Consider the following 22,172-nt stretch of genomic DNA (forward strand, 5'->3'; position numbering starts at 1 on the left):
CTGCGCATGTCGCACCACCACGCCTCCGCGAGCGCCGGCTTCGAGCTGGCGCTGATCGGCGTGGCCGCGCACGCGGTGGCCGACATTCTCTGTCGCTGAGGATTCCTCCTTCGGCCTCCCCTTTCCCCCGCGCTTCTCCGCGCTTCTCACAGCGTCGCGTACGCCGGGGGCGGTTCCGCACCCGTGTGCGCTTCTCCCGACCGCCTTCCGTGGGTACCCGCTGCTCTCCTCCCCTCGCATTCCCGCGAAAGGCATCACCGTCATGCGTCACATGTCCCTCATATCCCGCGCCGTGGCCGCGTCCGCCGTCAGTGTGGTCCTGATCGGCGGCGCCGTGGCCTGCGGCCCGGAGAAGAGCGGCGGCGACGCCGGGAGCGGCGCCGCGGGCGCGCCCAAGAAGGGCGGCACGCTCACCGTCCTCAACCGGGCGCCGCAGAAGCAGTTCGACCCCGCCCGCCTGTACACCTCCGGCGGCGGCAACATCCCCTCGCTCGTCTACCGCACCCTCACCACCCGCAACCGCGAGAGCGGCGCCGAGGGCACCAAGGTCGTCCCCGACCTCGCCACGGACACCGGCACGCCCAGCGACGACGCCAAGACGTGGACGTTCAAGCTGAAGGACGGCCTCAAGTACGAGGACGGCTCGCCCATCACCGCCGCCGACGTCAAGTACGGCGTCGAGCGCTCCTTCGCGGCCGAACTCTCCGGCGGCGCCCCCTACTTGCGCGACTGGCTGGTCGGTGGCGACACCTACCAGGGCCCGTACAAGGAGAAGAAGGGCCTCGACTCGATCGAGACCCCGGACGAGAAGACCATCGTCTTCAAGCTGCGCAAGTCCGAGGGCGACTTCCCCTTCTACGCCACCTCCACCCAGTTCGCGCCCGTCCCCAAGTCCAAGGACACCGGCGTCAAGTACGCCGAGCACCCGGTCTCCTCGGGGCCGTACAAGGTCGTCAAGAACGTGGGCGACGGCGAGCAGATGGTTCTTGAGCGCAACCCCAACTGGTCGGAGGAGACCGACAAGGAGCGGCACGCCTACCCCGACCGGATCGAGGTCAGGTCCGGTCTCGACCCCGCCGTGATCAACCAGCGGCTGTCCTCCGGCCAGGGCGCCGACGCGGCCGCCGTGACCACCGACACCAACCTCGGCCCGGCCGAGCTCGCGCGGGTCGGCGGCGACGGAAAGCTCGCCGACCGGGTGGGCACCGGCCACTTCGGCCAGACCAGCTACCTGGCGTTCAACCCCGCGGTCAAGCCCTTCGACAACCCGAAGGTCCGCCAGGCGATCTCGTACGCGATCAACCGCACGAGCGTCGTCAACGCCGCCGGCGGCTCCTCGCTCGCCGAGCCCGCGACCACGTTCCTGCCGGACCAGAAGCCCCTCGGCTACACGCCGTACGACCACTTCCCGGCGGGCGCCAAGGGCGACCCCGGCAAGGCCAGGGAGCTGCTGAAGGAGGCCGGTTACGACAACGGCCTGGAGATCACCCTCACCCACTCCACCGCCCAGAACTTCGAGACCAGCCCCGAGATCGCGACCGCCGTCCAGGCCGCGCTCAAGGAGGCCGGAATCACGGTCAAGCTGGAGGGCCTGGAGGACAACGACTACGACGAGAAGATCCACAGCTTCGCGAAGCAGCCGGGCCTCTTCATCGCCCACTGGGGCGCCGACTGGCCCTCCGGCGGCCCGTTCCTGGCCCCCGTCTTCGACGGCCGGCAGATCGTCAAGGACGGCGCCAACTTCAACACCGCGCGCCTGGACGACCCGAAGGTCAACGACGAGATCGACGAGATCAACAAGATCACCGACCACGACGCGGCCGCCGCGCGCTGGGGCGCCCTCGACAAGCGGATCGGCGAGCAGGCCCTGACCGTCCCGCTCTTCCACCCGGTCTACAAGCGCCTCTACGGCAAGGACGTCAAGAACGTCGTCATCAGCGACTGGACCGGTGTCCTCGACGTCTCGCAGGTCGCGGTCAAGTGACGACGGACCTGATCACCACCGCGGAACCGGAGGCGGGCGTCGCTCCCGCCCCCGGCGCCCGGCAGGTGTGGCGACGGCTGCGCGCCCGCAAGGCCGCGCTCGCCGCCGCCGCCGTGCTGGGCCTGCTCGTCCTCCTCGCCCTCGCCGCGCCGCTGCTGGCGGCGCTGGAGGGCCAGGACCCGGGCGCCTACCACGACGCCCTCGTCGACTCCGCGCGCGGCGGCGTGCCGCTCGGCGACTTCGGCGGCGTCAGCGCCGACCACTGGCTCGGCGTCGAACCCGGCACCGGCCGCGACCTGTTCGTCCGGCTCCTCTACGGCGCCCGCGTCTCGCTGCTCGTCGCCATCGGCGCCACGCTCGTACAGGTGCTGATCGGCGTCGGCCTGGGCCTCGGGGCGGCCCTCGGCAACCGCTTCGTGGAGAGCGTCCTCACCCATGTCACCGACGTGATGGTGGCGATGCCGCTGCTGGTCTTCGCCATCGCCCTGATGGCCGTCGTCCCCCCGGACTTCCCGCGTCCGGTGCTGCTCGTCATCGCCATCGGACTGCTGCAGTGGGGCGGCATGGCACGTCTCGTGCGCGCCCAGACCCTGGGTCTGGTCAAGCTCGACTTCGTCGCCGCGGCCCGGCTCACCGGCGCCTCGACGTGGCGGGTGGCCCGGCGCGAGCTGCTGCCCTCGCTGGCGGCGCCCGTGATCACCTACGCGGTCGTGCTGCTGCCGGCCAACATCGTGCTGGAGGCGAGCATGTCCTTCCTGGGCGTGGGCGTGAAGCCCCCGACGCCCTCCTGGGGGCAGATGCTCTCGACGGCCACCACGTGGTTCCGCGCCGACCCGGCGTACGTGCTGCTGCCCGCGCTGCTGCTGTTCGTCACCACGCTCGCCTTCACCGTCCTGGGCGACGGGGTGCGCACCGCCCTCGACCCGCGCGAGGCTTCACGGCTCGGCGTCGGCCGGAGCCGGCGCAAGGCCCGCACGAGCGGCGCGGGAGGTGCGGCGTGACCCTCTACTTCCTGCGGCGCGCCCTCGGTGCGCTCGTCGTCGTCCTGGTGCTCACCGCCGTCGTCTACGCGACCTTCTACATCGCCCCGGGCGACCCCGCCCGCCTGGCGTGCGGCCCCCGCTGCAACCCCGAGCAGATCCGCCAGGTCCGCGAGCAGCTCGCCCTCGGCGACCCCGTGTACGTGCAGTACTGGCACTTCCTCCAGGGCATCGTCGCCGGGCACGACTACTCCACCGGCACCGGCGTGCTCCACTGCGACGCCCCCTGCTTCGGGTTGTCGTACCAGAACGACCAGCAGGTCACCGACCTGCTCGTGCAGCGGCTGCCCGCCACCGCCTCCCTGGCGGCAGGCGCCATGGTCGTGTGGCTGCTGCTGGGCACCGGCACCGGTCTGCTGTCCGCGCTGCGCCGCGGCGGCGCCACCGAGCGGGCACTGACCTGGCTCACGCTCGCCGGGACCGCGACGCCGGTCTTCGTCAGCGGCCTGGGCCTGCTGATGCTGTTCTGCGCCCACCTGGAGTGGCTGCCCTTCCCGTCCTACGTGCCGCTGACCGACGACCCCGAGCAGTGGGCCTGGAACATGCTGCTGCCCTGGGCGGCGCTGGGGCTGCTGGAGTCCGCCAAATACGCCCGGCTGACCCGCAGTTCGATGCTGGAGACGCTGGCCGAGGACCACATCCGCACCTTCCGTGCCTACGGCGTCTCCGAACGGGCGCTCATCGGGCGGCACGCGCTGCGGGGCGCGCTGGCACCGGTGATCGCGCTGTCGGCGGCCGACTTCGGGTCGATGTTCGGCAACGCCGTGGTCACCGAGATGATGTTCGGCCTGCCCGGCATCGGCCAGCTCCTCGTGACCGCCACCCGGACCATCGACCTGCCGGTCGTCGTGGCCGTGGTGACGGTCACCGGGGCCGCCGTCGTCGTCGCCAACATCGTGGCCGACGTGCTGTACACCGTCGCCGACCGAAGGGTGGCCCTGCGATGACGACCGAACCCCTGGTCGTGGTGGACGGCCTGTCCGTCGCCTTCCCGGCCGCCCCCGGCGGCGGCCTCGTCCGCGCCGTGACGGACCTCTCCTTCACCCTCCCGGCGGGCGGGGCGCTCGGCGTCGTGGGCGAGTCCGGGTCGGGCAAGTCCACGGCCGCGTACGCCCTGCTCGGGCTGCACCGCGGCACGGGCGCCCGCGTCACCGGCTCGGTGCGCGTGGCGGGCCACGACGTGCCGGCCGCGTCGGACGCGGAACTGCGCCGCCTGCGCGGCGGGGTGGCCGCCATGGTGTTCCAGGACCCGCTGTCCTCGCTCGACCCCTACCAGGCGATCGGCGACCAGATCGCGGAGGTCTACCGGGTCCACCGGCGGGGTGCCTCAGGGAAGGCGGCACGCGCGCGTGCCGTCCACGTGCTGGACCGCGTCGGCATCCCGGACGCGGCCCGCCGCGCCCGCTTTCGCCCCCACGAGTTCAGCGGCGGCATGCGCCAGCGCGCCCTCATCGCCATGGCCCTGGCCTGCGAGCCGCGGCTGCTGGTCGCCGACGAACCCACCACCGCCCTCGACGTCACCGTCCAGGCGCAGGTTCTCGGCCTCCTGCGTGAGCTGCGCGCCGAGACCGGCATGGGCCTGATCCTGGTCACCCACGACCTGGGCGTCGCCGCCGGGAACGTCGACGAGCTGCTGGTGATGAAGGACGGCGCCGCCGTCGAGCACGGACCGGTGGGCACGGTGCTGAAGGCGCCCGCCCAGACGTACACCCGTGAGCTGCTGGCCGCCGTACCGCGGGTGGGCGTCCGCCGCGAGGCCGTCCGTGAGCCCGCGCGCGACGACTCCGTCCTCCTCGAAGCCACCGCCCTGCAAAGGCGGTTCGGCGGCGGCAAGCGGACCGCCACCGCCGTCGACGGCGTCTCGCTGAGCATCCGGGCCGGCGAGACGGTCGGGGTGGTCGGCGAGTCCGGCAGCGGCAAGACCACGCTCGGCCGGATGCTGGTGCGGCTGCTGGAGCCCACCGGCGGGCAGCTGCGCTACCGCGGCCGGGACATCGGCGGCCTGGGGGAGCGTGAGCTGCGCGCCTTCCGCGGCGAGCTTCAGATGGTCTTCCAGGACCCGGTCTCCTCGCTCAACCCGCGCCGCAGCATCGGCGAGTCCATCGCCGACCCGCTGCGCGCCGCCGGGAAGCTGGGGGAGGCTCAGATCACCGGCCGCGTACGGGATCTGCTGGAGCGCGTGGGCCTGGACCCGGGCTCCTACCACCGCTATCCGCACGAGTTCAGCGGCGGACAGCGGCAGCGCGTGGGCATCGCCCGGGCACTGGCCCCCGAGCCGAAGCTGATCGTCTGCGACGAGCCGGTCTCCGCGCTCGACGTCACCACGCAGGCACAGGTCGTGCGGCTGCTGGGGGAGTTGCAGCGGGACCTGGGGCTGGCGCTGGTCTTCATCGCCCACGACCTGGCCGTCGTCCGCCAGGTCAGCGACCGGCTCGTGGTGATGCGCGGCGGGCGGATCGTCGAGGAGGGCCCCGCCGACGCCGTCTACGAGCGGCCCTCCCACCCCTACACCCGGGGGCTGCTGGCGGCCGTTCCCGGCCTGGAGCCGGCGGTCGTCCCCGTGGGCGCCGGGGCGGAAACCGTGGCACGGGGGAATACAGCCGCATAGCGCGAGACAACGTCCCATCTGTTGGAAAGTCACTTCTGTTCACCCCTTCCGGTGGCGCGACGGACAACCGTCCGCCGCGCCACCGGGAAGCGCGCATAGCGTGCTCCCCGCTGCCGTAACGGCGGTTGCCGACAAGGGAAGAACGGGGGTGCGTTCGTGCGTGTGGGACTGCTTTCCGAGGGCGGGTACCCGTATGCCGCCGGCGAGGGCGGGGAGTGGTGCGACCATCTGGTGCGCGGACTCGGCCAGCACGACTTCGAGCTCTACGCCCTGAGCCGCAGCGCCCGCCAGGAGGACAGCGGTTGGCACGCACTGCCGGGAAACGTCCGGCGCGTGAGAGCGGCACCCCTGTGGGGCGGCCCGGCGCCGGGGAGCGGCGGCCGCGCCTACGGATCGTACGGGCGCGATCAGCGGCGCCGCTTCACGGCGCACTTCGGGGACCTGGCCGCGGCCGTCACGCTGCCCGGTGATCAGGCGTACCGTTTCGCCGACGGCCTGGACGGACTGGCCGACCTCGCCCGCGACGAGGGCGGCCTCGCCGCCGCCCTCCGCTCCGAACTGGCCCTGCGCGCCCTGGAGACCGCCTGCCGGGCCCCGGGCGCCCTCCCCGCCGCCTACGCCGCCCGCGTCGCCGACCTCCTCGTCGTCTCCGGCCTCCTGGAGCGGGCCCTGCGTCCCCTCTCCCTCGACTGGTACGGCAGCGCCGACGGCGACCGCGGTCTCGCCGCCGTCGACCTCTGCCACGCCACCTCCGCCGGGCCCGCCGCCCTCCCGGGCCTGCTGGCCAAACGCTTCTTCGGCACCCCCCTCCTCGTCACCGAGTACGAGGTCCGGCTGCGCGAGTACTACCTGGGCGGCGGCGCCGACCCCGAGGCCTGCTCCGCGCCCGCGCGGACCCTGCTCTCCGCCTTCCACCGGCTGCTGGCCGAGCGGATCTACGGCGAGGCCGCCCTGGTCACCGCCGGCGACGGACAAGGCCGCCGCTGGCAGGAACGCTGCGGGGCCGACCGCGCCCGGCAGCGCACGGTCCACCCCGGCATGGACGCGAGCCTCTACGAGGCCGTCGGCGAGGGCGACCCCGCGGTGTGCCCCGCCGCCGACGACGGGACGACGCTGGTGTGGGTCGGCGGCCGTGTCGAGCCCCACCTGTGGGAGGCCCTCGCCGTGCTGCGGGCGGCCGAACCGGGCGTCCGGGTGAGAGTCGTCGGGGTGCCGCCCGATCCGCAGACCGCTCCCGGGACGCCGGAGGGGGTGCGGTTCGGGCCCGCCACGGGCCCCGAGGACTACGCCGCCGGCAGCGTCGTCGTCCTCTCCGGCGCCGTCGAGGGCTTCCCCGCCGCCCTGGCCGAGGCGATGTTCTGCGGCCGGGCCACCGTCTCGCCCGACGTCGGCGCCGTGCGGGAGGTCATCGGCGGCACGGGCCTGGTCGTCCCGCCGCGCGACCCCCGGGCCCTGGCCGGGGCCTGCCTGGACCTGCTGCGCGACCCCGAACGGCGGGCCCGGCTCGGCGCCGCCGCCCGGGCCCGCGCCCTGGAGCTCTTCACCGTCGAGCAGAACGTCTCCGCCTTCGGGGCGATCTATTTGGAGGTCCTCTCCCGCGCCCCCGTCCAGCACACCGCCCCCGACCCCTCCGTCCCCTTCTCCCACGCCGCCGGCGCCCACCCGCCGCTCACCATGTCCCCGCGTTCCGCCTCGCCGACCTGGGCGGGGCGCCCATGACCACATCGATCCGGCCCGGCAGCGACCGGACGACTCCGGCGGGCATAGCCGAGGACCCCGCCGCCGACGCGGTGGACGAGGCCACCACGGACGGCCGGGCCGTCGCGGACGGCGTCCCGGCCGACCCGGTCAAGGCGCTCATCCGGCGCCACCGCACGCTGTGCGCCGGCGCCGTGGACGCCCTGGAGATCGCCGCCGGCCTGGAGGCCCGCGGCATCACCGACCGGGTGGCCGCCGAGTACCGCCACCGCGACGTCTTCACGCTGGCCGAGGAGCTGCACGCGCGCGTGGAACGGGCGACCGAGCCCCCACCGGGCGCGCCACGGCCCGAGCCGGAGGCCCGGCACGGCACCTGCGCCGCCCTGCGGGCCGGCTGGGGGCCCGCCGGGGCGCCGGCCTGGGTGTGGCTGCTCGGCTACGGCCTGGTCGGCGACCGGGTGCTCGCCCTGCTGCTGCACGGCCGTCACGGCCTGCCCACGCGTGCCCTGCTGGCGTCCGCCGTCTCCGCGGCCGCTCCCACCGCGCTCGCCCTGGCCTGCGCGGTCGCGCCCGCGGCGTGGTGCGCCCACTGGTTCGCCGGGCATGCCCGCCGGGTGCTCGCGAGCAGCCGGAGCCTCGACGAGTTCGGCGGCCGGGTGAGGCCCGCGCTGCTCGTCGCGGTGGTGGTGTTCCTCGGCGCGCTGCTGGTGTTCCTCTGGCCCGCCCGCGCGGCCCTGCCGCCGGACGCCGCCGGGGGCACCCCGCCCGCGCTCGCCTGCGCCGCGGTGGCCGCCCTGGGCATGCTGCTGTTCCTGGCCCGGCTGCTCGCCGCCCACGGCCTGCGGGGCGCGGCCGGCACGGCGGTCCTGGCGGCCGTGGCGGCGGAGGCCGTGCCGCTCGTCACGCTGCTCGCCGCCCGGCTGCCCGGCTGTGAGGCGCTGCGCTGGCCCGTCGGCTGGCCGGCCGGGGCCTTCGGCCCCGCGGTCGTCCCCCTCGTGGCGTGCGCGCTGCCGGCACTCGCCCTGCTGGCCCACGCCCTCCTGGCCCTGTCCCGGGCCTCGGTCCACGGCGCGCCGGACCGGCACGCCCCCCGGACCGGCCGCGCACTGAAGGGCGCCGGCCCCGCCGGTCCCGTCCCCCTGGGGGCCGCTCCCGTGCCCAAGGCATAACGGGAGCGTCTCTCGCCCGGTGACCACCCCCCACCTGTCAGAGGAGCAAGGAAGATGACCGTTCACCCGCCGCGCACCACCGGGCGAGAGCGAGGGCTCGACCGATGAGAGTCCTGCTGCTCGGTGCCAACGGCTACCTGGGGCGCTTCGTGGCCGACCGGCTGCTCGCCGACCCCGCCGTCCAGCTCACCGCCCTCGGCCGCGGTGACGACGCGGACGTCCGCTTCGACCTCGCCACCGGCAGCCCCGGGGCGCTCACCCGGTTCCTCAACGCCGTCCACCCCGGCGTCGTCATCAACTGCGCGGGCGCGACCCGGGGCGGGGCGCGCGAGCTGGCCCGGCACAACACGGTCGCGGTCGCCACGGTCTGCGAGTCGCTGCGCCGCAGCGGATGCGGGGCGCGTCTGGTGCAGGTGGGGTGCTCCTCGGAGTACGGGCCCTCCCAGCCCGGCTCCTCCACGGCCGAGGACGCGGTGCCGCGGCCCGGCGGCCCGTACGGGGTCAGCAAGCTCGCCGCCACGGAGCTGGTGCTCGGCTCCGGCCTCGACGCGATCGTGCTGCGGGTCTTCTCGCCCGTCGGACCCGGCACGCCCGCCGGGTCACCGCTGGGGCGGCTCGCCGAGGCCATGCGGCGGGCCATGCAGAGCGGCGACAACGAACTCAAGCTCACCGGCCTGGGCGTGCAGCGCGACTTCGTCGACGTGCGCGACGTGGCCCGGGCCGTGCACGCGGCCTCCCTCTCGGCCGCCCAGGGCGCCGTCAACATCGGTACCGGCCGGGCCGTGCGGCTGCGCGACGCCGCGACCCTGCTCGCACGCGTGGCGGGCTTCGGCGGGGCCCTGCACGAGCTCGACGACCCGCACCTGGGCACCCCGCCCGCCTACCCCTACCCCGACGGCTGCGGCAGCTGGCAGCAGGCGGACGTGCGCACCGCCCGCGACCGGCTGGGCTGGCGGCCCCGGATCGGCCTGGAGGAGTCGCTGGCCGACATCTGGATGGAGGCGGCGTGTCGTATCTGATCTCCCCGGGGCACCGCCGCGCCCTGGCCGCCCGGAAGGCGCCCCTGCGGCTGGGCGTGCCGGGCTTCGCGCACCCCCTGGTCGCGCCCGTCGAATGGGGCGGCCTGCAACGGGCCGGGCTGCCGCTGGACTGGGTGGTGCTCGGCGGCAGCGCGCCGCACGAGCCCGGCGGTCCGGAGGGCGGTCCGGGATGCCGCCAGGACCCGTACTGGCTGTCCGCGGCCGTGCCGCTGCGGACCTCCGGCGTGCGGGTGCTCGGCCACCTGGACATGGGATTCGGCTCGCGCCCCTTCGGTGAACTGCTCTCCGACGCCCAGCGCTTCCTCAACTGGTACCGGGTGGACGGCTTCGCGCTGGGGCGCTGCCCGGCCGACGCCGAGGCGCTGCCGGGCGTCCGCCGGGTGGTGGGGGCGCTGCGCACGCTGCTCTCGGGGGCGTACGTGGTGCTCGGGCACGGGACGTACCCCTGCTCGGGATACGCCGCCCTGGCCGACCAGTTGGTGACCTACGCCGGGCCCTGGTCGGGCTACCGCTGGTCGCAGGCCGCCGAGTGGACCGCCGAGCACCCGCCCGAGCGGTTCTGCCACTTCGTGCACGGGGTGCCGCGCTCGCACCTGGACGAGGCGCTGCGCATCGCCCGCTGGCAGGGCGCGGGCACGATCTACTTCACCGACCGCACGGACCACGACGGCCTGGACCCCTGGGAGTGCCTGCCCGGCTTCTGGGACGAGATCGTCTCGCGCATCGGACCGGGTGTCTCGGAATGAGACGGGGCGTGGCAGGGTTACAGGGGAACAACAGAACGCTGCTTCCAAGCTCCCCGCACCCGTGGGGATGACCCGCCTGGAGACCCCGTGTCGCTGCCACCCCTGGTCGAGCCGGCTGCCGAGCTCACCGTCGACGAGGTCCGTCGGTACTCCCGCCACCTGATCATCCCGGACGTCGGGATGGACGGGCAGAAGCGCCTGAAGAACGCGAAGGTGCTCTGTGTGGGCGCCGGCGGCCTCGGTTCCCCCGCCCTGATGTACCTGGCCGCGGCGGGCGTCGGCACGCTCGGCATCGTGGAGTTCGACGAGGTCGACGAGTCGAACCTGCAACGGCAGATCATTCACAGCCAGTCGGACATCGGCCGCTCCAAGGCCGCCTCCGCGCGGGACACGGTGCTGGGCATCAACCCGTATGTGAACGTCGTGCTCCATGAAGGCCGCCTTGAGGCCGAGAACGTCATGGAGATCTTCTCCCAGTACGACCTGATCGTGGACGGCACGGACAACTTCGCCACCCGCTACCTGGTCAACGACGCCTGCGTCCTGCTGGGCAAGCCGTACGTGTGGGGTTCGATCTACCGGTTCGACGGCCAGGCCTCCGTGTTCTGGAGCGAGCACGGCCCCTGCTACCGCTGCCTCTACCCGGAGCCCCCGCCGCCCGGCATGGTCCCCTCGTGCGCCGAGGGCGGCGTGCTGGGCGTGCTGTGCGCGTCCATCGGTTCCATCCAGGTCAACGAGGCCATCAAGCTGCTGGCCGGCATCGGCGACCCGCTGGTCGGCCGGCTGATGATCTACGACGCCCTGGAGATGACCTACCGGCAGGTCAAGGTCCGCAAGGACCCCGACTGCGCGGTCTGCGGCAAGAACCCCACCGTCACCGAGCTCATCGACTACGAGGCCTTCTGCGGCGTCGTCTCGGAGGAGGCGCAGGCGGCGGCGGCCGGTTCGACGATCACTCCCGCGCAGCTCAAGGAGTGGATGGACGCCGGCGAGAACATCGACGTCATCGACGTCCGCGAGCCGAACGAGTACGAGATCGTCTCGATCCCCGGCGCCCGGCTGATCCCCAAGAACGAGTTCCTGATGGGCAACGCCCTCCAGGACCTGCCGCAGGACAAGAAGATCGTCCTGCACTGCAAGACGGGTGTCCGCTCGGCGGAGGTGCTCGCGGTGCTGAAGTCGGCCGGCTTCTCCGACGCCGTGCACGTGGGCGGCGGCGTCATCGGCTGGGTCAACCAGGTCGAGCCGCAGAAGCCGGTGTACTAGGGGATGTACTGAGCGGAAGCCGGTGCGCCGAAAGAGGAGCGCCGGCGCGTGCAGGGGCCCGGCATCGCCGCACGGCGGGCGGGCCCTTTCGCGCGTCCGGCCCCGCGCGTCAGGAGCAGGTCGTGCCGTCCGCGGGGACCTTGTCCTCCAGGAAGCGGTCGTCCACGGCCTTGGTGGCGCAGGCGTTGACGCCGTACATGCCGTGGCCCTCGCCCTTGACGGTGATGCGGACGCCGACGCCCTTGCCCAGCTTCTCCGCCATCCGCTCGGCCCCGGCCAGGGGCGTCGCCGGGTCGCCGGTGTTGCCGATCACGACGATCGGCGCGGCGCCCGGGGCGCTCACCTCGGGGGTCCGCCACGCGCCCTTCACCGGCCAGCCGGTGCAGGACAGCAGCGACCAGGCGGCGGATTCGCCGAAGACCGGTGAGGCCGCGCGGAACTCCGGCAGGTGCCGCCGCACGTCGTCGACGCTGAAGCGCTGGTCGGAGTCGGCGCAGGAGATGGCCCGGTTGGCCGCGCCGAGGTTGCTGTAGTGGCCGTCGGGGGAGCGGCCGCTGAGGGAGTCGAAGAGCAGGAGCAGGGTGTTGCCGGTGCCCTTGCCGATGGCTTCCCGGAGGCCCGCGGTCAGGTACTTCCAGGTCTCCTGCGAGTACAGCGCCGCCGCGATGCCGTTGACGGCCTCGTCCTGGGTGAGCCCCCGGCCCGGCTGGGCGGTGGGCAGGGGCCTGCCGTCCAGTTCCTTCAGCAGTGCGGTGATCTGGTCCTGGGTGGGGCAGGACCCGCCCTTCGCGCCGCCTGGGGACGCGCAGTCCTTGAGGTAGTCGTCCAGGGCGAGTTGGAAGCCCTTGGTCTGGCCGAGGTTGCCGGCCACCGAGTCCTGGGTGGGGTCGACGACGGCGTCGAGCACGGTGCGCCCCACGTTCTTGGGGAACAAGTGGGCGTAGACCCCGCCCAGTTCGGTGCCGTAGGAGATGCCGAAGTAGTGCAGCCGCTTCTCGCCCAGGGCCTCCCGGAGGCGGTCCATGTCGCGGGCCGCGGCGACCGTGTCCACGTGGGGCAGGACCTTGCCGGAGTTCTTGGCGCAGGCGTCGACGTACGCCTTGTTGGCGTCCAGCGTCGCGCGGAGTTCGGCGTCGTCGTCCGGTGTGCCGTCGATCTGGAAGGCGGCGTCCAGCTCCTTGTCGCTCTGGCAGCGCACGCCCGCGCTCTCGCCGACGCCGCGCGGGTCGAAGCTCACCAGGTCGTAGCGGGACCGCAGGGCGGTGTAGGTGTCGGCGAGGCCCGGCAGGGTGGCCACGCCGGAGCCGCCGGGGCCGCCGAAGTTGAACACGAGCGAGCCGATGCGGCGGCCGCCGGTGGCCTTGGCGCGGATCAGCGCGAGCTCGATCTGCTCGCCGTCGGGCTTGGCGTGGTCCAGCGGCACGGGCAGCTTCGCGCACTCCCAGCCCTTGCCGGGCTTCTTGCCGCCGCCCTGCGCCGCGGTGGGCGCGGAGCAGGGCTTCCAGTCGAGCCGGGCGCCCGTCGGCGCGGCCTTGCCGTCGGTGCCGCCCGTGCCTCCCCCGGCGCCGGTGCCGCCGCTGCCGCACGCGGTGGCGGTGAGGGTGATCGCCAGGGCGGCGGAAGCGAGGGCGGCGGCCCTTGGCCGTGTGGGACTCATCTCCCTGACTTTACGGATGTGGGGGCCACCGGAATCACCCCCGGCCCCCGGCGCACGGTCGCCCTCAGGCGGAGTGCAGGGGCGCACAGCCGATTCTGCCGGCCACCGCGTCGACGAAGTCGGGGAAGACCTCGCGCGGGTCGTCCAGGCGCGTGCCCGTGCGCGCCGGGCCGGAGCGCATGGTGAAGACGGTCGTGCGGCCGGCGCAGTCGGCGGTCACCAGGGCGCCGTCCGGCGTGATGCGGCCGTGGGCGCGCCAGCCCCGGGCGGGCGGCCCGTCGCCGGTGAGACCGGCGAACAGGGCGACGATGCGGGGACGGGCGGTCATCGTGAACCGGGCCGCCCACGTGCTGTCACTGGCCACCGCGCAGGTCTGGAAGTCGTCCTGCAGGCTGCCGGCCCGGTCGGTCAGCCGGCCGGCCGGCGCGGACCGCACCTCCCTGCCGAGCGCCGGTATGCCGCACCCGGCGGTGCCCGGGGCGATGGCGGCGGCCCGCGCGGCGTACGCGACGGCCGCCGGCAGGGCACCCGGGCGTGGTGCGGCCCGGGGCGCGCAGCCGGTCACCCTGGCCGCGCGGTCGGCCGCCTGCAACAGGAGCCGGGCGGTCTCGGCCGTGTCCGCGAAGGTGCCGCTGATGGTGAGGACCGAGGGCAGGCCCTTCACATCGCAGGTCTGGGGCAGCACCAGACTGCCCGAGGCCGCGGTGACGAAGCCGGGTAGACCGCCGGGAAGGGCGCTGTCACCCCCGGTGAACAGTCCCGCGAGCCAGGTCCGGCGCTCGTCCGCCGGCTCCGGGCCGGTGTCGTACCGCACGTCGAGACGCTGGTCGCGGGCCTTCGGGCCGTGGCCGCCGCGCCAGCTCAGGGCGCAGTGGCCGCTCGGGTGGCGCCGCGTGGGGGCGCGCTCGGAGGACGTGCGGTGGGTGGCCCCCGCGTGGAACGGGCCGCCGTCCTGCGCCCAGGTGCCCCAGCAGTAGTCGGGCCTGGTCAGCGGCCCGAACTGGGTCTGCCAGAGCGCCACCAGGGCGGCCACCAACGCCGCGACGGCGAGGGCTCCGGTGAGCATCCGCACCCTGCGGCCCGTGCGCTCGGTGGTCGGTGACACTTTTCCCCCAGCCGCTCGCTCGGAACCTCTGTGCGGGCGATCGTAGTGCGGGCCACTGACATTCGAGCCGGCCGCGTTCGTATTACCGGTGTGATGTGCTATGGGTGCTATGAGCACACCTTATGCGCCGGGGGTACGGTGCCCTGCAACAAGTAGGCGTCCGCCGCGCTCTTGACGCAGGCGTTCCCGCTGTCGTACGCCCCATGGCCTTCGCCCTGATAGGTCATCACCACGCCCACCCCGGGCCCGAGCTCCTGGGCCATCTTGTGCGCTCCCTCGTAAGGGGTCGCGGGGTCACCGGTGTTGCCGACCACGAGGATCGGCGCGGAGCCCTTGGCGCTCACATCGGGGGTCTGCCATTCGCCCTTTACGGGCCAACCGGTGCACTGGAGCAGGCTCCACGCCATGAACTCCCCGAAGACCGGCGACGCCTTGCGGAACTCCGCCGTCTTCTGCTCGACCTCCTCCGCCGTGTAGCGCTGGGCGAAGTCCGCGCAGGTGATGGCGTTGAGGGAGGCCTGGAGCGAGCTGTACTTGCCGTCGGGCCCGCGCCCGTTCATGGAGTCGCCGAGGGTCAGCAGCATCTTGCCGTCGCCGTTCTCGGCGTCCTCCACGCCCTCGGTGAGGTAGTCCCAGAAGTCCTTCGAGTACAGGGACTGGGCGATGCCGCCCATGGCCAGCGACTGGGTGAGGTCCCGGCCCCCGCCCCCGGGCACGGCCTTCTTGCCGAGGCGGTCGAGCAGGGCGACGATCTGCTGCTCCGTGGGGCAGTTGTCGGAGGTCTTCACGCAGGACGCCATGTAGTTGCCGAGGGCAAGCTGGAAGCCGGCGGCCTGGGCGAGGGCGCTCTGCACGGGGTCGCTGGCCGGGTCCACGACCCCGTCGAGCAGGGCGCGGCCCACCCGGCCGGGGAACAAGTGGGCGTAGACGCCGCCCAGTTCGGTGCCGTAGGAGACGCCGAAGTAGTGCAGCTTGTCGTCGCCCAGGACCTGCCGCATGAGGTCCATGTCGCGGGCGGCGTTCGTCGTGCCCACGTGGGGGAGGATCTTCCCGGAGTTCTTCCGGCAGGCCTCCGCGTAGTCGCCCACCCGGCCCACGAGGGCCTTCTCCTCCTCCTTGGTGGAGGGGGTCGCGTCCGCCGCGTAGTACGCGTCCAGTTGCTTGTCGTTCAGACAGGTCACGGCGGCGCTGCGGCCCACGCCTCGCGGGTCGAAGCTGACGAGGTCGTAGCGGGTGCGCAGGGTGCGGTAGTCCTCGGCGAAGGCCGGCAGCGTGGAGACCCCGGAGCCACCGGGGCCGCCGAAGTTGAAGATCAGCGAGCCGATGCGGTGGGCCTGGTCGGTGGCCTTCGCCCGGATCAGGGCGATGCCGATGGTCTCGCCGTCGGGGTCCGCGTAGTCCAGCGGTGCCCGCAGCGTCGCGCACTCCCAGTCGCGGCCCGGGGGTTTGCCGGACCCGCTGTCCTCGCTGGTGCTCGGAGCCGGGCAGGACTTCCAGTCCAGCTTCTGGTTCGCCGAGGCGCCCGGCCCCGGGGTGGAGGCGCCGCCGTCGCCGCCACTGCAGCCGGAGGCCGTCGCGACGGCCAGGAGGACGGCCGAGAGCAGGGCCCCGACGCGTAGGGAACTGGACACGGCCCCCATCCTCCGGGCCGCACGTGGCGGGCGCGCGTGCTGCGGGCCGTACGGGTTACGGGCCCCACCGGCCCTGCACGCGAAACCCCCGGTGAAACCCCCTGGTCGAGGGGTTTACAGCCACGGCGTCACTGAACGGACGCGGTCACGCCGGACCGCGGCCTCACGCGCCGGCCCACCGGCTCGGGTCAGAGCGCGACGAACGTGACCTCGGTGGCCTTCACGCTGACCCACACCGGCGCGCCCTCCGACAGGCCGAGGTCCGCGGCCGCGGCGGGGGTGATCTCGGCGATCACGTCCGGGACGCCGTCGATGAGGACGCGCACGCGTCCGCCCTGGGCGGCGAGTTCGCGGACCGTGCCCTCCCAGACGTTCCGGGGGCTCCCTGTGGGGCGCGCGGTGTGCACGGCGACCGCCTCGGGGCCCACCACCGCCAGGCCGGTGGACGCGTCATCGGCGGGCCGGTCCGCGGTCGTCAGAGTCGTGCCGCAGTCCAGCAGCAGCGTGCCCCGGGCCGTCGTCTTCACGGGCCAGGCGTTGCGGCCCAGCATCCGGGCGACCCAGGGGGAGCGGGGATGGCGGGCCAGCTCCGCCGGCGTCGCGTACTGCACCGTCTCGCCGTCCTCCAGGACCAGCACGTGGTCGGCCAGGGACACGGCCTCCACCGGGTCGTGGGTGACGATCAGGCAGACCCCGGGGAAGCCGGCCAGGTGCGTCCGCAGCGCGTGGCGCACATGGGCACGGGTCGACTGGTCCAGCGCGGCCAGCGGCTCGTCCAGGAGCAGCAGCCGGGGGCGTGCCGCCAGGGCGCGCGCCAGCGCCACCCGCTGGGCCTGGCCGCCGCTGAGCCGGCTGGGCCGGCGGCCGGCGAGGTGGCCCACGCCGAGGCGCTCCAGCCACTGCCGTGCCCGGCGGTCGGCCTCCTGCCGGGGCACGCCCTGCGCCCGCAGGCCGTACGCCGTGTTGGCCAGGGCGGTCAGGTGCGGGAAGAGGGCGCCGTCCTGCGGGACCCAGGCGATGTGCCGCCGGTGCGCGGGCGCCGTGGACACGTCGGTGCCGCCCAGGTACAGGGGGGCGGCCGTGGCCCGGGGGGTGAGGCCCAGCAGGGCGCGCAGGAGCGTGGTCTTGCCGGCGCCGTTCGGGCCGACCACCGCGATGGTGGTGCCGGGCGGCGCGTCGAGGGCCGCCCGGGTGGCCCCCGAGACGGTCGTCCGCAGGGGGTGGGCGGTCAGCGGGGGGCCGGGCGTCTCCGGCTGGTCCCGCACGGGCGCGGGCAGGGGCTCCGGCCCGGCGGCGGGGACGGCCGGCGGCCGGGGCCCGTCGTGGCCGCCCGCCCCGAGCCAGCGGCCGCGCAGGGCCAGCAGGACCGCCGTGGCGATCACGAGCAGGAGCAGCGACACCGCCGTCGCCCCCTCGGGGTCGTCCTGGAGGAGCAGGTAGACCTGGAGGGGCAGGGTCTGGGTGGCGCCCGGGAGGTTTCCCGCGAAGGTGATGGTCGCCCCGAACTCGCCCAGCGCCCGGGCCCAGCACAGCGCCGCCCCCGCCAGCAGGCCCGGCGCCACCATGGGCACGGTGACCGTGCGGAAGACCCGCGAGGGGCCGGCCCCCAGGGACGTCGCCGTCTCCTCGTAGCGGGGGTGGAGGGCGGCCAGCGAGCCCTCCAGGCTGATCACGAGGAACGGCATCGCCACGAAGGTGGCCGCGAGGACGGCACCGGTGGTGGAGAACGGCAGGGTCAGGCCGAACCACCGGTCCAGGTACGTGCCGAGCAGCCCCCGCCGGCCGTAGCCCTGGAGCAGCGCCACGCCCGCCACCGTCGGCGGCAGCACCATCGGCAGCAGGACCAGGCACCGCACCAGCGCCTTGCCGGGGAACTCCACCCGGGCCAGCAGCCAGGCCAGGGGCACCCCCAGGGCCAGGGAGAGCAGCAGCGCCCAGCCGGAGACGGTGAGGCTGAGGGTCAGCGCCTCGACGACCTCGTGCGAGGTCAGGCGCGCGGGGAGCGTGCCCCAGGGCGTACGGGCGAGGATCCCGGCGAGGGGCAGCAGCAGGAAGACCACGGCCAGCGCGGCGGGCAGCCCGAGCGCCAGGGGCGTGCGCCCTCGGCGCACCGCGCGGCCGGTCACGGCCGCTGGAAGCCCGCCGAGAGCAGCAGCTTCCGGGCCTCGTCGGAGGCGAGCCACCGCACGAAGTCGGCGGCCTCGCCGGCGTGCTTGGAGCCCTTGAGCGTGGCGGCCGGGTAGCTGGCCACCGCGTTCTGGTCGTCGGGGATCGCCACCGTGGCCACCTTGCCCTTCGCGGCGGCGGCGTCGGTGAGGTAGACGATGCCCGCGTCGGCCTCGCCCATCGAGACCTTGCCGAGCACCGCCCGTACGTTCGGCTCCTGCGAGACCGGCTTCACGGCGACGTGCTGCTGGTCGAGGACCTGCTTGCTGTAGCGCCCCACGGGCACCTCGGGGGCGGCGAGGACCACCTTGAGGTCCGCTTTCGACAGGTCGGCCAGTCCTTCGACCTTCTTCGGGTTGCCGGGTGCCGTGGCGATCGTCAGCCGGTTCTTGGCGATGACGCCGGGGGTTCCGGTCTCCTTCGCGAGGCCGTCCATCGTCTTGGTGTCGGCCGTCACGAGCGCGTCGGCCGGAGCGCCCTGGCGCACCTGCGCGGCCAGCTCCTGGGAGCCGGCGAAGGAGAAGGTGACCTTGGTGTCCGGGTGCTCCTTCTCGTAGGCGGCACCGGCCTGCTTGAAGACGTCGGTCAAAGACGCGGCCGCGAGCACCGTGAGGGTCGTCCGCTCCTTGGCGCCGGACCCGGAGTCCTTGCGGTCGCCGTCGCAGGCGGCGGCGAGGGGGAGGACCAGGACGGCGGCGAGGACGGCCGGCAGACGGCGGGGGGCGGTGCGGGGCATGGGCTCTCCTGGTCCGTCAGGCGCGGTCGATGTGGACGTTGGTGGCCTTCACCCGGGCCACGGCCTCCATGCCGACGGCCAGGCCGAGCTCCTCGACGGCCTCCCTGGTCAGCAGGGAGACCAGGCGGTGCGGGCCGGCCTGGATCTCGACCTGGGCGGCGACGTCGCCGAGCTTGACGGCGGTGATGATCCCCGGGAAGGCGTTGCGGGCGGTGGTGTACGTCGACTCGTCGCCGTCGCCCCCGGTGGCCTCGGCGGCGAGCGCCACGGAGAACGCCGCGAGGTCGGGGCCCTCGATGAGCCGCTTGCCGCCCTCGTCGCGCTCGGTGGGGATGCGCCCGGCGTCCGCCCACCGCCGGACGGTGTCGGGGCTCACGCTCAGCAGACGGGCTGCCTGCCCGATGGTGTACGACCGCATACGCGGCACCGTAGGGCCGCAACGGCAGCAGATGCAAGGCGGATAGGAGATTGCGGCTCGCAGGGGCGAGCCGAGGTCGGCGCCGGGGGCCGGGCCGGCCTCAGATCGCCCCCTTGCGGGTCAGCTGGTTGAAGCACAGCCACCCCGGCAGCACCGGCAGCCAGAACGTCATCAGGCGGTACAGCAGCACGGCCGGCGCCGCCGTCTCGGCCGGCAGCCCGGCGAGGGTGAGCGCACCGATCAGGACGCCCTCCACGGCACCCACGCCGCCGGGGGTCGGGGCCGCGGAGCCGAGCGCGTTGCCGGCGAGGAAGACCACGGCGACGCTCGCGTAGCTCAGCTCGCCGCCGAAGGCCCGGATCGAGGTGTCGAGACACATGACGAACGCGGCGGACAGCAGCAGCCAGCCGCCGACGCCACCGGCGACCTTCTTCGGCCGCTGGAGCAGGTCCAGCATGCGCGGCACCACGCCGGCGAACAGCGAGCGCAGCCGGGTGGAGACGAACTTCCGCAGGAAGGGGACCGCCGTGACCACGAGGACCAGCACCGCGGCCGTCAGCAGGCCGCCGATCACCGTGCGGGACGGCGGCAGCGCCGAGGACGTGCGCTCGGTGCCGGTGATGTAGCCGAAGGTCAGCAGCAGGATGATGTGGCTGGCCAGACCGAACAGCTGGGACGCTCCCACGCTGGCCACCGCGAGGCCGGGCCGCAGGCCCGAGCGCTGGAGGAAGCGCGTGTTGAGGGCCACGCCGCCAACCGCCGCCGGGGCGACCAGCTTCACGAACGAGCCGGCGACCTGCGCGAGCAGCGTCCGGCCGAACGGCACCTTCTCGGGCACGAAGCCCAGCAGGCTCATCGCCGCCGCCACGTAGGTCAGCGCGGAGAAGCCGGCCGCGGCGGCCACCCATCCCCAGTTGGCGTGGGCGACGAGGTCGCCCAGTCTGACGTGGGCGAGCTGCGACAGCAGGACGTAGGCGGCGATGGCGCCCGCCAGGGAGCTGATCAGCGTCCGGGGCCTGATGCGTTCCAGGCGGACGGGCTCTATCGGAGCCTGCGGGCGGATCAGCAACACCTGCCGGCGGATCTGGGCGAGCAGGTCCTCCTCGCGGGCCTCCTCGGCGGCCACGTCGAGGGCCTGCTTCTCCGCCTTCCGCTCGGCCTTGATCGCCCTGCGGTCGCCCTTGGCGTCCTCGGGCCCGGCCTCGGCGCGCTCGCGCGCCTTCTGCTCGCGGTCGACGCGGGACGACTCCAGGACCGCCTCGCGCTCCTGCTCCGCCCGCTCGCGGGCGATCTGGCGCAGCGTGGCCCGGCTGGCCCGGGAGAGAGCGATGGGCTGGAGCAGCGGCAGGCTGTCGGCGACCGCCTCGGGGCCGAGGACGGCGACGGCGGAGGCCACGGCGCGCTCGGCGCCGACCCGCAGGCCCAGCGTCGTCAGCAGCTGGGCCACGTCCATCCGCAGCACCAGGTCTCCGGCGGCGATCTCGCCGCCGCGCAGATCGGTCAGGACGACGTTGCCGGAACGATCCACCAGGAGCGCGTCACCGTCCAGCCGGCGGTGGGCGATCCGGCGGGACTGCAGGGCGTGCACCTGGCGCCAGGCGCCCGCCGTCAGCTCGTCGGTGATCTCCTCGGTGGGCGTGGCGTCGAGGGTGCGGCCGCCGATGTGCTCGTAGACGAGCATCACGGCGTCCGGGCCCAGCTCGGAGGTGGCGATGAGCTTGGGCGCGTTGGCGCCGGCGGCGATGGCCGCGTAGGCCAGCAGCGCCTCCTGCTCCAGGGCCTGGCGCAGGGACACCAGACTGCGGCGCTGGATGATGCCGCGCAGGGCGAGCCGCTGCCAGACGCGGTAGAAGAAGCCCTGCGCCTGCTGCTCGCGGTCGACGACCGTGACGTCCAGGGGCGGGCCGTCCTCCAGGGTGACCATGTAGCGCCGGCCGCGGTCGGGGTGGCTGGAGGGCTCGGTCTCGGCGTCCTCGATGCGCAGGGCGGTCACCGGCTTGAAGCCGACGCGCCGCAGCCCGGCCAGCAGGTGCTGGCCGGTGGGGCGGACGTTGGGGGAGCCGACGGCGTAGAGCGTGCCGTAGGCGACGGTCCAGCCGATCAGCACGGTGGTCACGATCGAGAACGGCGTGGTGTAGCCGTTGACGAGCACCGCGAAGGCGTCCAGGAGGAGGACCGCCCACATGGCCACGCGCCAGCGGGGCCGGCGGGACATGCCGACCGCCGTCATGTAGGCGATCACCGGGGCCAGATAGCCGTGCACCGGGTCGGTGAAGCCGCCGGTGGGGGAGGCCTGGGTGAGCGCGGCGCGGATCGACGCGGGGGCGGCCTCGGCGACCCACAGGTCGGTGGCCAGGGAGACCCCGTGCGCGAGGACGGCGGCCAGGACGCCGTCGGCGATGCGCAGGCCGTCCCGTTTGATGAGCCGTTCGATGGCGAACGCCACGGGGACGATGAAGATCGCGACGTTGGCCGCGAGCCCGGCGAAGTTCGCCAGCAGCTGCGGTGCCCGCCCGGTGCTCTCGCGGATGTCCGTCGCCAGGCCCGTGGTGGTGCCGTGGGCGAAGGCCGCGAGGGCGAGCACGAGGGCGATGCCGACGATGCCCAGGAAGAGCCGCACCAGGTCGGCGGGGCGGTGGACGCGGGCGGGGAGCAGCGGCTCGTCGCCGGAAACCTTGTCGACCGTGACCTCGCCGTCCTCGCACCGGTAGCCCGCGGGTGCCTCCGCCTCCCCGGGCCGGCCGGGGTCCGGGTGGCCGTGGCAGGGCAGCACCCCGGGAGCGCCCTCCTCCTCCGGAGGCTGTGCGCCCTGCTGCTCGTCAGTCTCGTCTTGGTCTCGTATCACCAGTCACCGCCCGGAAGATGGTGGCATGGCCCGGCCGGGCAAGGGGTTATCAGGGTGCATTTC

The 22,172-nt window shown here is 74.1% G+C and carries 17 protein-coding genes; 10 read left to right on the forward strand and 7 right to left on the reverse strand.

From position 1 onward, the window contains the following. Positions 1-6: 6 nt before the first annotated feature. From CYQ11_RS30795 to moeZ, 10 genes are all read left to right on the forward strand, one after another. Complete coding sequence (locus tag CYQ11_RS30795) at positions 7-99, forward strand: Ms4533A family Cys-rich leader peptide (RefSeq protein ID WP_338105699.1); 93 nt, start codon at positions 7-9, stop codon at positions 97-99. Between the two features lie 163 nt (positions 100-262). After that, positions 263-1,984 carry an ABC transporter substrate-binding protein gene (locus CYQ11_RS20880; RefSeq protein WP_099201301.1) on the forward strand — a complete coding sequence of 574 codons (1,722 nt, stop codon included), beginning with the start codon at positions 263-265 and terminating at the stop codon, positions 1,982-1,984. After that, entirely contained in the window at positions 1,981-2,985 is a 1,005-nt protein-coding gene (locus tag CYQ11_RS20885) for an ABC transporter permease (RefSeq protein ID WP_099197791.1), read from the forward strand. The genes CYQ11_RS20880 and CYQ11_RS20885 overlap by 4 nt, the downstream gene beginning before the upstream one ends. Beyond that, the gene (locus CYQ11_RS20890) at positions 2,982-3,971 is read left to right on the forward strand and encodes an ABC transporter permease (protein ID WP_099197790.1); all 990 of its coding nucleotides are present in this window, start codon (positions 2,982-2,984) and stop codon (positions 3,969-3,971) included. The genes CYQ11_RS20885 and CYQ11_RS20890 overlap by 4 nt, the downstream gene beginning before the upstream one ends. Beyond that, positions 3,968-5,632: a dipeptide ABC transporter ATP-binding protein gene (locus CYQ11_RS20895; RefSeq protein WP_099201300.1), complete on the forward strand. Its 1,665-nt coding sequence runs from the start codon at positions 3,968-3,970 to the stop codon at positions 5,630-5,632. The genes CYQ11_RS20890 and CYQ11_RS20895 overlap by 4 nt, the downstream gene beginning before the upstream one ends. Positions 5,633-5,788: 156 nt before the next feature. After that, a complete protein-coding gene (locus CYQ11_RS20900) occupies positions 5,789-7,351 on the forward strand; it encodes a DUF3492 domain-containing protein (protein ID WP_099201299.1) in 1,563 nt (520 codons plus the stop codon). Continuing rightward, positions 7,348-8,499: a hypothetical protein gene (locus CYQ11_RS20905; RefSeq protein WP_181143729.1), complete on the forward strand. Its 1,152-nt coding sequence runs from the start codon at positions 7,348-7,350 to the stop codon at positions 8,497-8,499. The genes CYQ11_RS20900 and CYQ11_RS20905 overlap by 4 nt, the downstream gene beginning before the upstream one ends. Positions 8,500-8,603: 104 nt before the next feature. After that, complete coding sequence (locus CYQ11_RS20910) at positions 8,604-9,518, forward strand: NAD-dependent epimerase/dehydratase family protein (RefSeq protein WP_099201298.1); 915 nt, start codon at positions 8,604-8,606, stop codon at positions 9,516-9,518. Further along, on the forward strand, positions 9,506-10,285 hold the full coding sequence (locus CYQ11_RS20915) for a spherulation-specific family 4 protein (RefSeq protein ID WP_099201297.1): 780 nt from the start codon (positions 9,506-9,508) through the stop codon (positions 10,283-10,285). Before CYQ11_RS20910 ends, CYQ11_RS20915 begins: the two co-directional genes overlap by 13 nt. A gap of 87 nt (positions 10,286-10,372) precedes the next feature. After that, positions 10,373-11,551, forward strand: a complete 1,179-nt coding sequence (moeZ, locus tag CYQ11_RS20920; protein WP_099201296.1) for an adenylyltransferase/sulfurtransferase MoeZ — start codon at positions 10,373-10,375, stop codon at positions 11,549-11,551. Positions 11,552-11,660: 109 nt separating this feature from the next. On the opposite strand, the gene CYQ11_RS20925 is transcribed toward moeZ, so the two are convergent. The 7 genes from CYQ11_RS20925 to CYQ11_RS20955 all read right to left on the reverse strand — a co-directional run bounded on the left by CYQ11_RS20925 (position 11,661) and on the right by CYQ11_RS20955 (position 22,109). Next, positions 11,661-13,208: an alpha/beta hydrolase gene (locus tag CYQ11_RS20925; protein WP_099201295.1), complete on the reverse strand. Its 1,548-nt coding sequence runs from the start codon at positions 13,206-13,208 to the stop codon at positions 11,661-11,663. Between the two features lie 64 nt (positions 13,209-13,272). Further along, positions 13,273-14,313, reverse strand: coding sequence for a hypothetical protein (locus CYQ11_RS20930; protein WP_104651079.1), 1,041 nt, complete (start codon positions 14,311-14,313; stop codon positions 13,273-13,275). A 107-nt stretch (positions 14,314-14,420) separates the two neighbouring features. Continuing rightward, positions 14,421-15,953, reverse strand: coding sequence for an alpha/beta hydrolase (locus CYQ11_RS20935; protein WP_099201293.1), 1,533 nt, complete (start codon positions 15,951-15,953; stop codon positions 14,421-14,423). 179 nt (positions 15,954-16,132) lie between these two features. After that, a complete protein-coding gene (locus CYQ11_RS20940) occupies positions 16,133-18,070 on the reverse strand; it encodes an ABC transporter permease (RefSeq protein ID WP_099201292.1) in 1,938 nt (645 codons plus the stop codon). Further along, on the reverse strand, positions 18,067-18,846 hold the full coding sequence (gene modA, locus CYQ11_RS20945) for a molybdate ABC transporter substrate-binding protein (RefSeq protein WP_099201291.1): 780 nt from the start codon (positions 18,844-18,846) through the stop codon (positions 18,067-18,069). Before modA ends, CYQ11_RS20940 begins: the two co-directional genes overlap by 4 nt. Positions 18,847-18,862: 16 nt before the next feature. Then, entirely contained in the window at positions 18,863-19,264 is a 402-nt protein-coding gene (locus CYQ11_RS20950) for a TOBE domain-containing protein (protein ID WP_099201290.1), read from the reverse strand. Between the two features lie 100 nt (positions 19,265-19,364). Next, positions 19,365-22,109 carry a flippase-like domain-containing protein gene (locus CYQ11_RS20955; RefSeq protein WP_099201289.1) on the reverse strand — a complete coding sequence of 915 codons (2,745 nt, stop codon included), beginning with the start codon at positions 22,107-22,109 and terminating at the stop codon, positions 19,365-19,367. Positions 22,110-22,172: the final 63 nt, after the last annotated feature.

This window comes from Streptomyces cinnamoneus (assembly GCF_002939475.1).
In the GTDB taxonomy this organism is placed as follows: Bacteria; Actinomycetota; Actinomycetes; order Streptomycetales; family Streptomycetaceae; genus Streptomyces; species Streptomyces cinnamoneus_A.

What these genes read in the sequence shown, in the direction of transcription:
- CYQ11_RS20910 (WP_099201298.1), top strand. Translation starts at nt 8,604, where the DNA reads ATGAGAGTCCTGCTGCTCGGTGCCAACGGCTACCTGGGGCGCTTCGTG.
- CYQ11_RS30795 (WP_338105699.1), top strand. Translation starts at nt 7, where the DNA reads ATGTCGCACCACCACGCCTCCGCGAGCGCCGGCTTCGAGCTGGCGCTG.
- CYQ11_RS20950 (WP_099201290.1), bottom strand. Translation starts at nt 19,264, where the DNA reads ATGCGGTCGTACACCATCGGGCAGGCAGCCCGTCTGCTGAGCGTGAGC.
- CYQ11_RS20880 (WP_099201301.1), top strand. Translation starts at nt 263, where the DNA reads ATGCGTCACATGTCCCTCATATCCCGCGCCGTGGCCGCGTCCGCCGTC.
- CYQ11_RS20925 (WP_099201295.1), bottom strand. Translation starts at nt 13,208, where the DNA reads ATGAGTCCCACACGGCCAAGGGCCGCCGCCCTCGCTTCCGCCGCCCTG.
- modA (WP_099201291.1), bottom strand. Translation starts at nt 18,846, where the DNA reads ATGCCCCGCACCGCCCCCCGCCGTCTGCCGGCCGTCCTCGCCGCCGTC.
- CYQ11_RS20895 (WP_099201300.1), top strand. Translation starts at nt 3,968, where the DNA reads ATGACGACCGAACCCCTGGTCGTGGTGGACGGCCTGTCCGTCGCCTTC.
- CYQ11_RS20935 (WP_099201293.1), bottom strand. Translation starts at nt 15,953, where the DNA reads ATGGGGGCCGTGTCCAGTTCCCTACGCGTCGGGGCCCTGCTCTCGGCC.
- CYQ11_RS20905 (WP_181143729.1), top strand. Translation starts at nt 7,348, where the DNA reads ATGACCACATCGATCCGGCCCGGCAGCGACCGGACGACTCCGGCGGGC.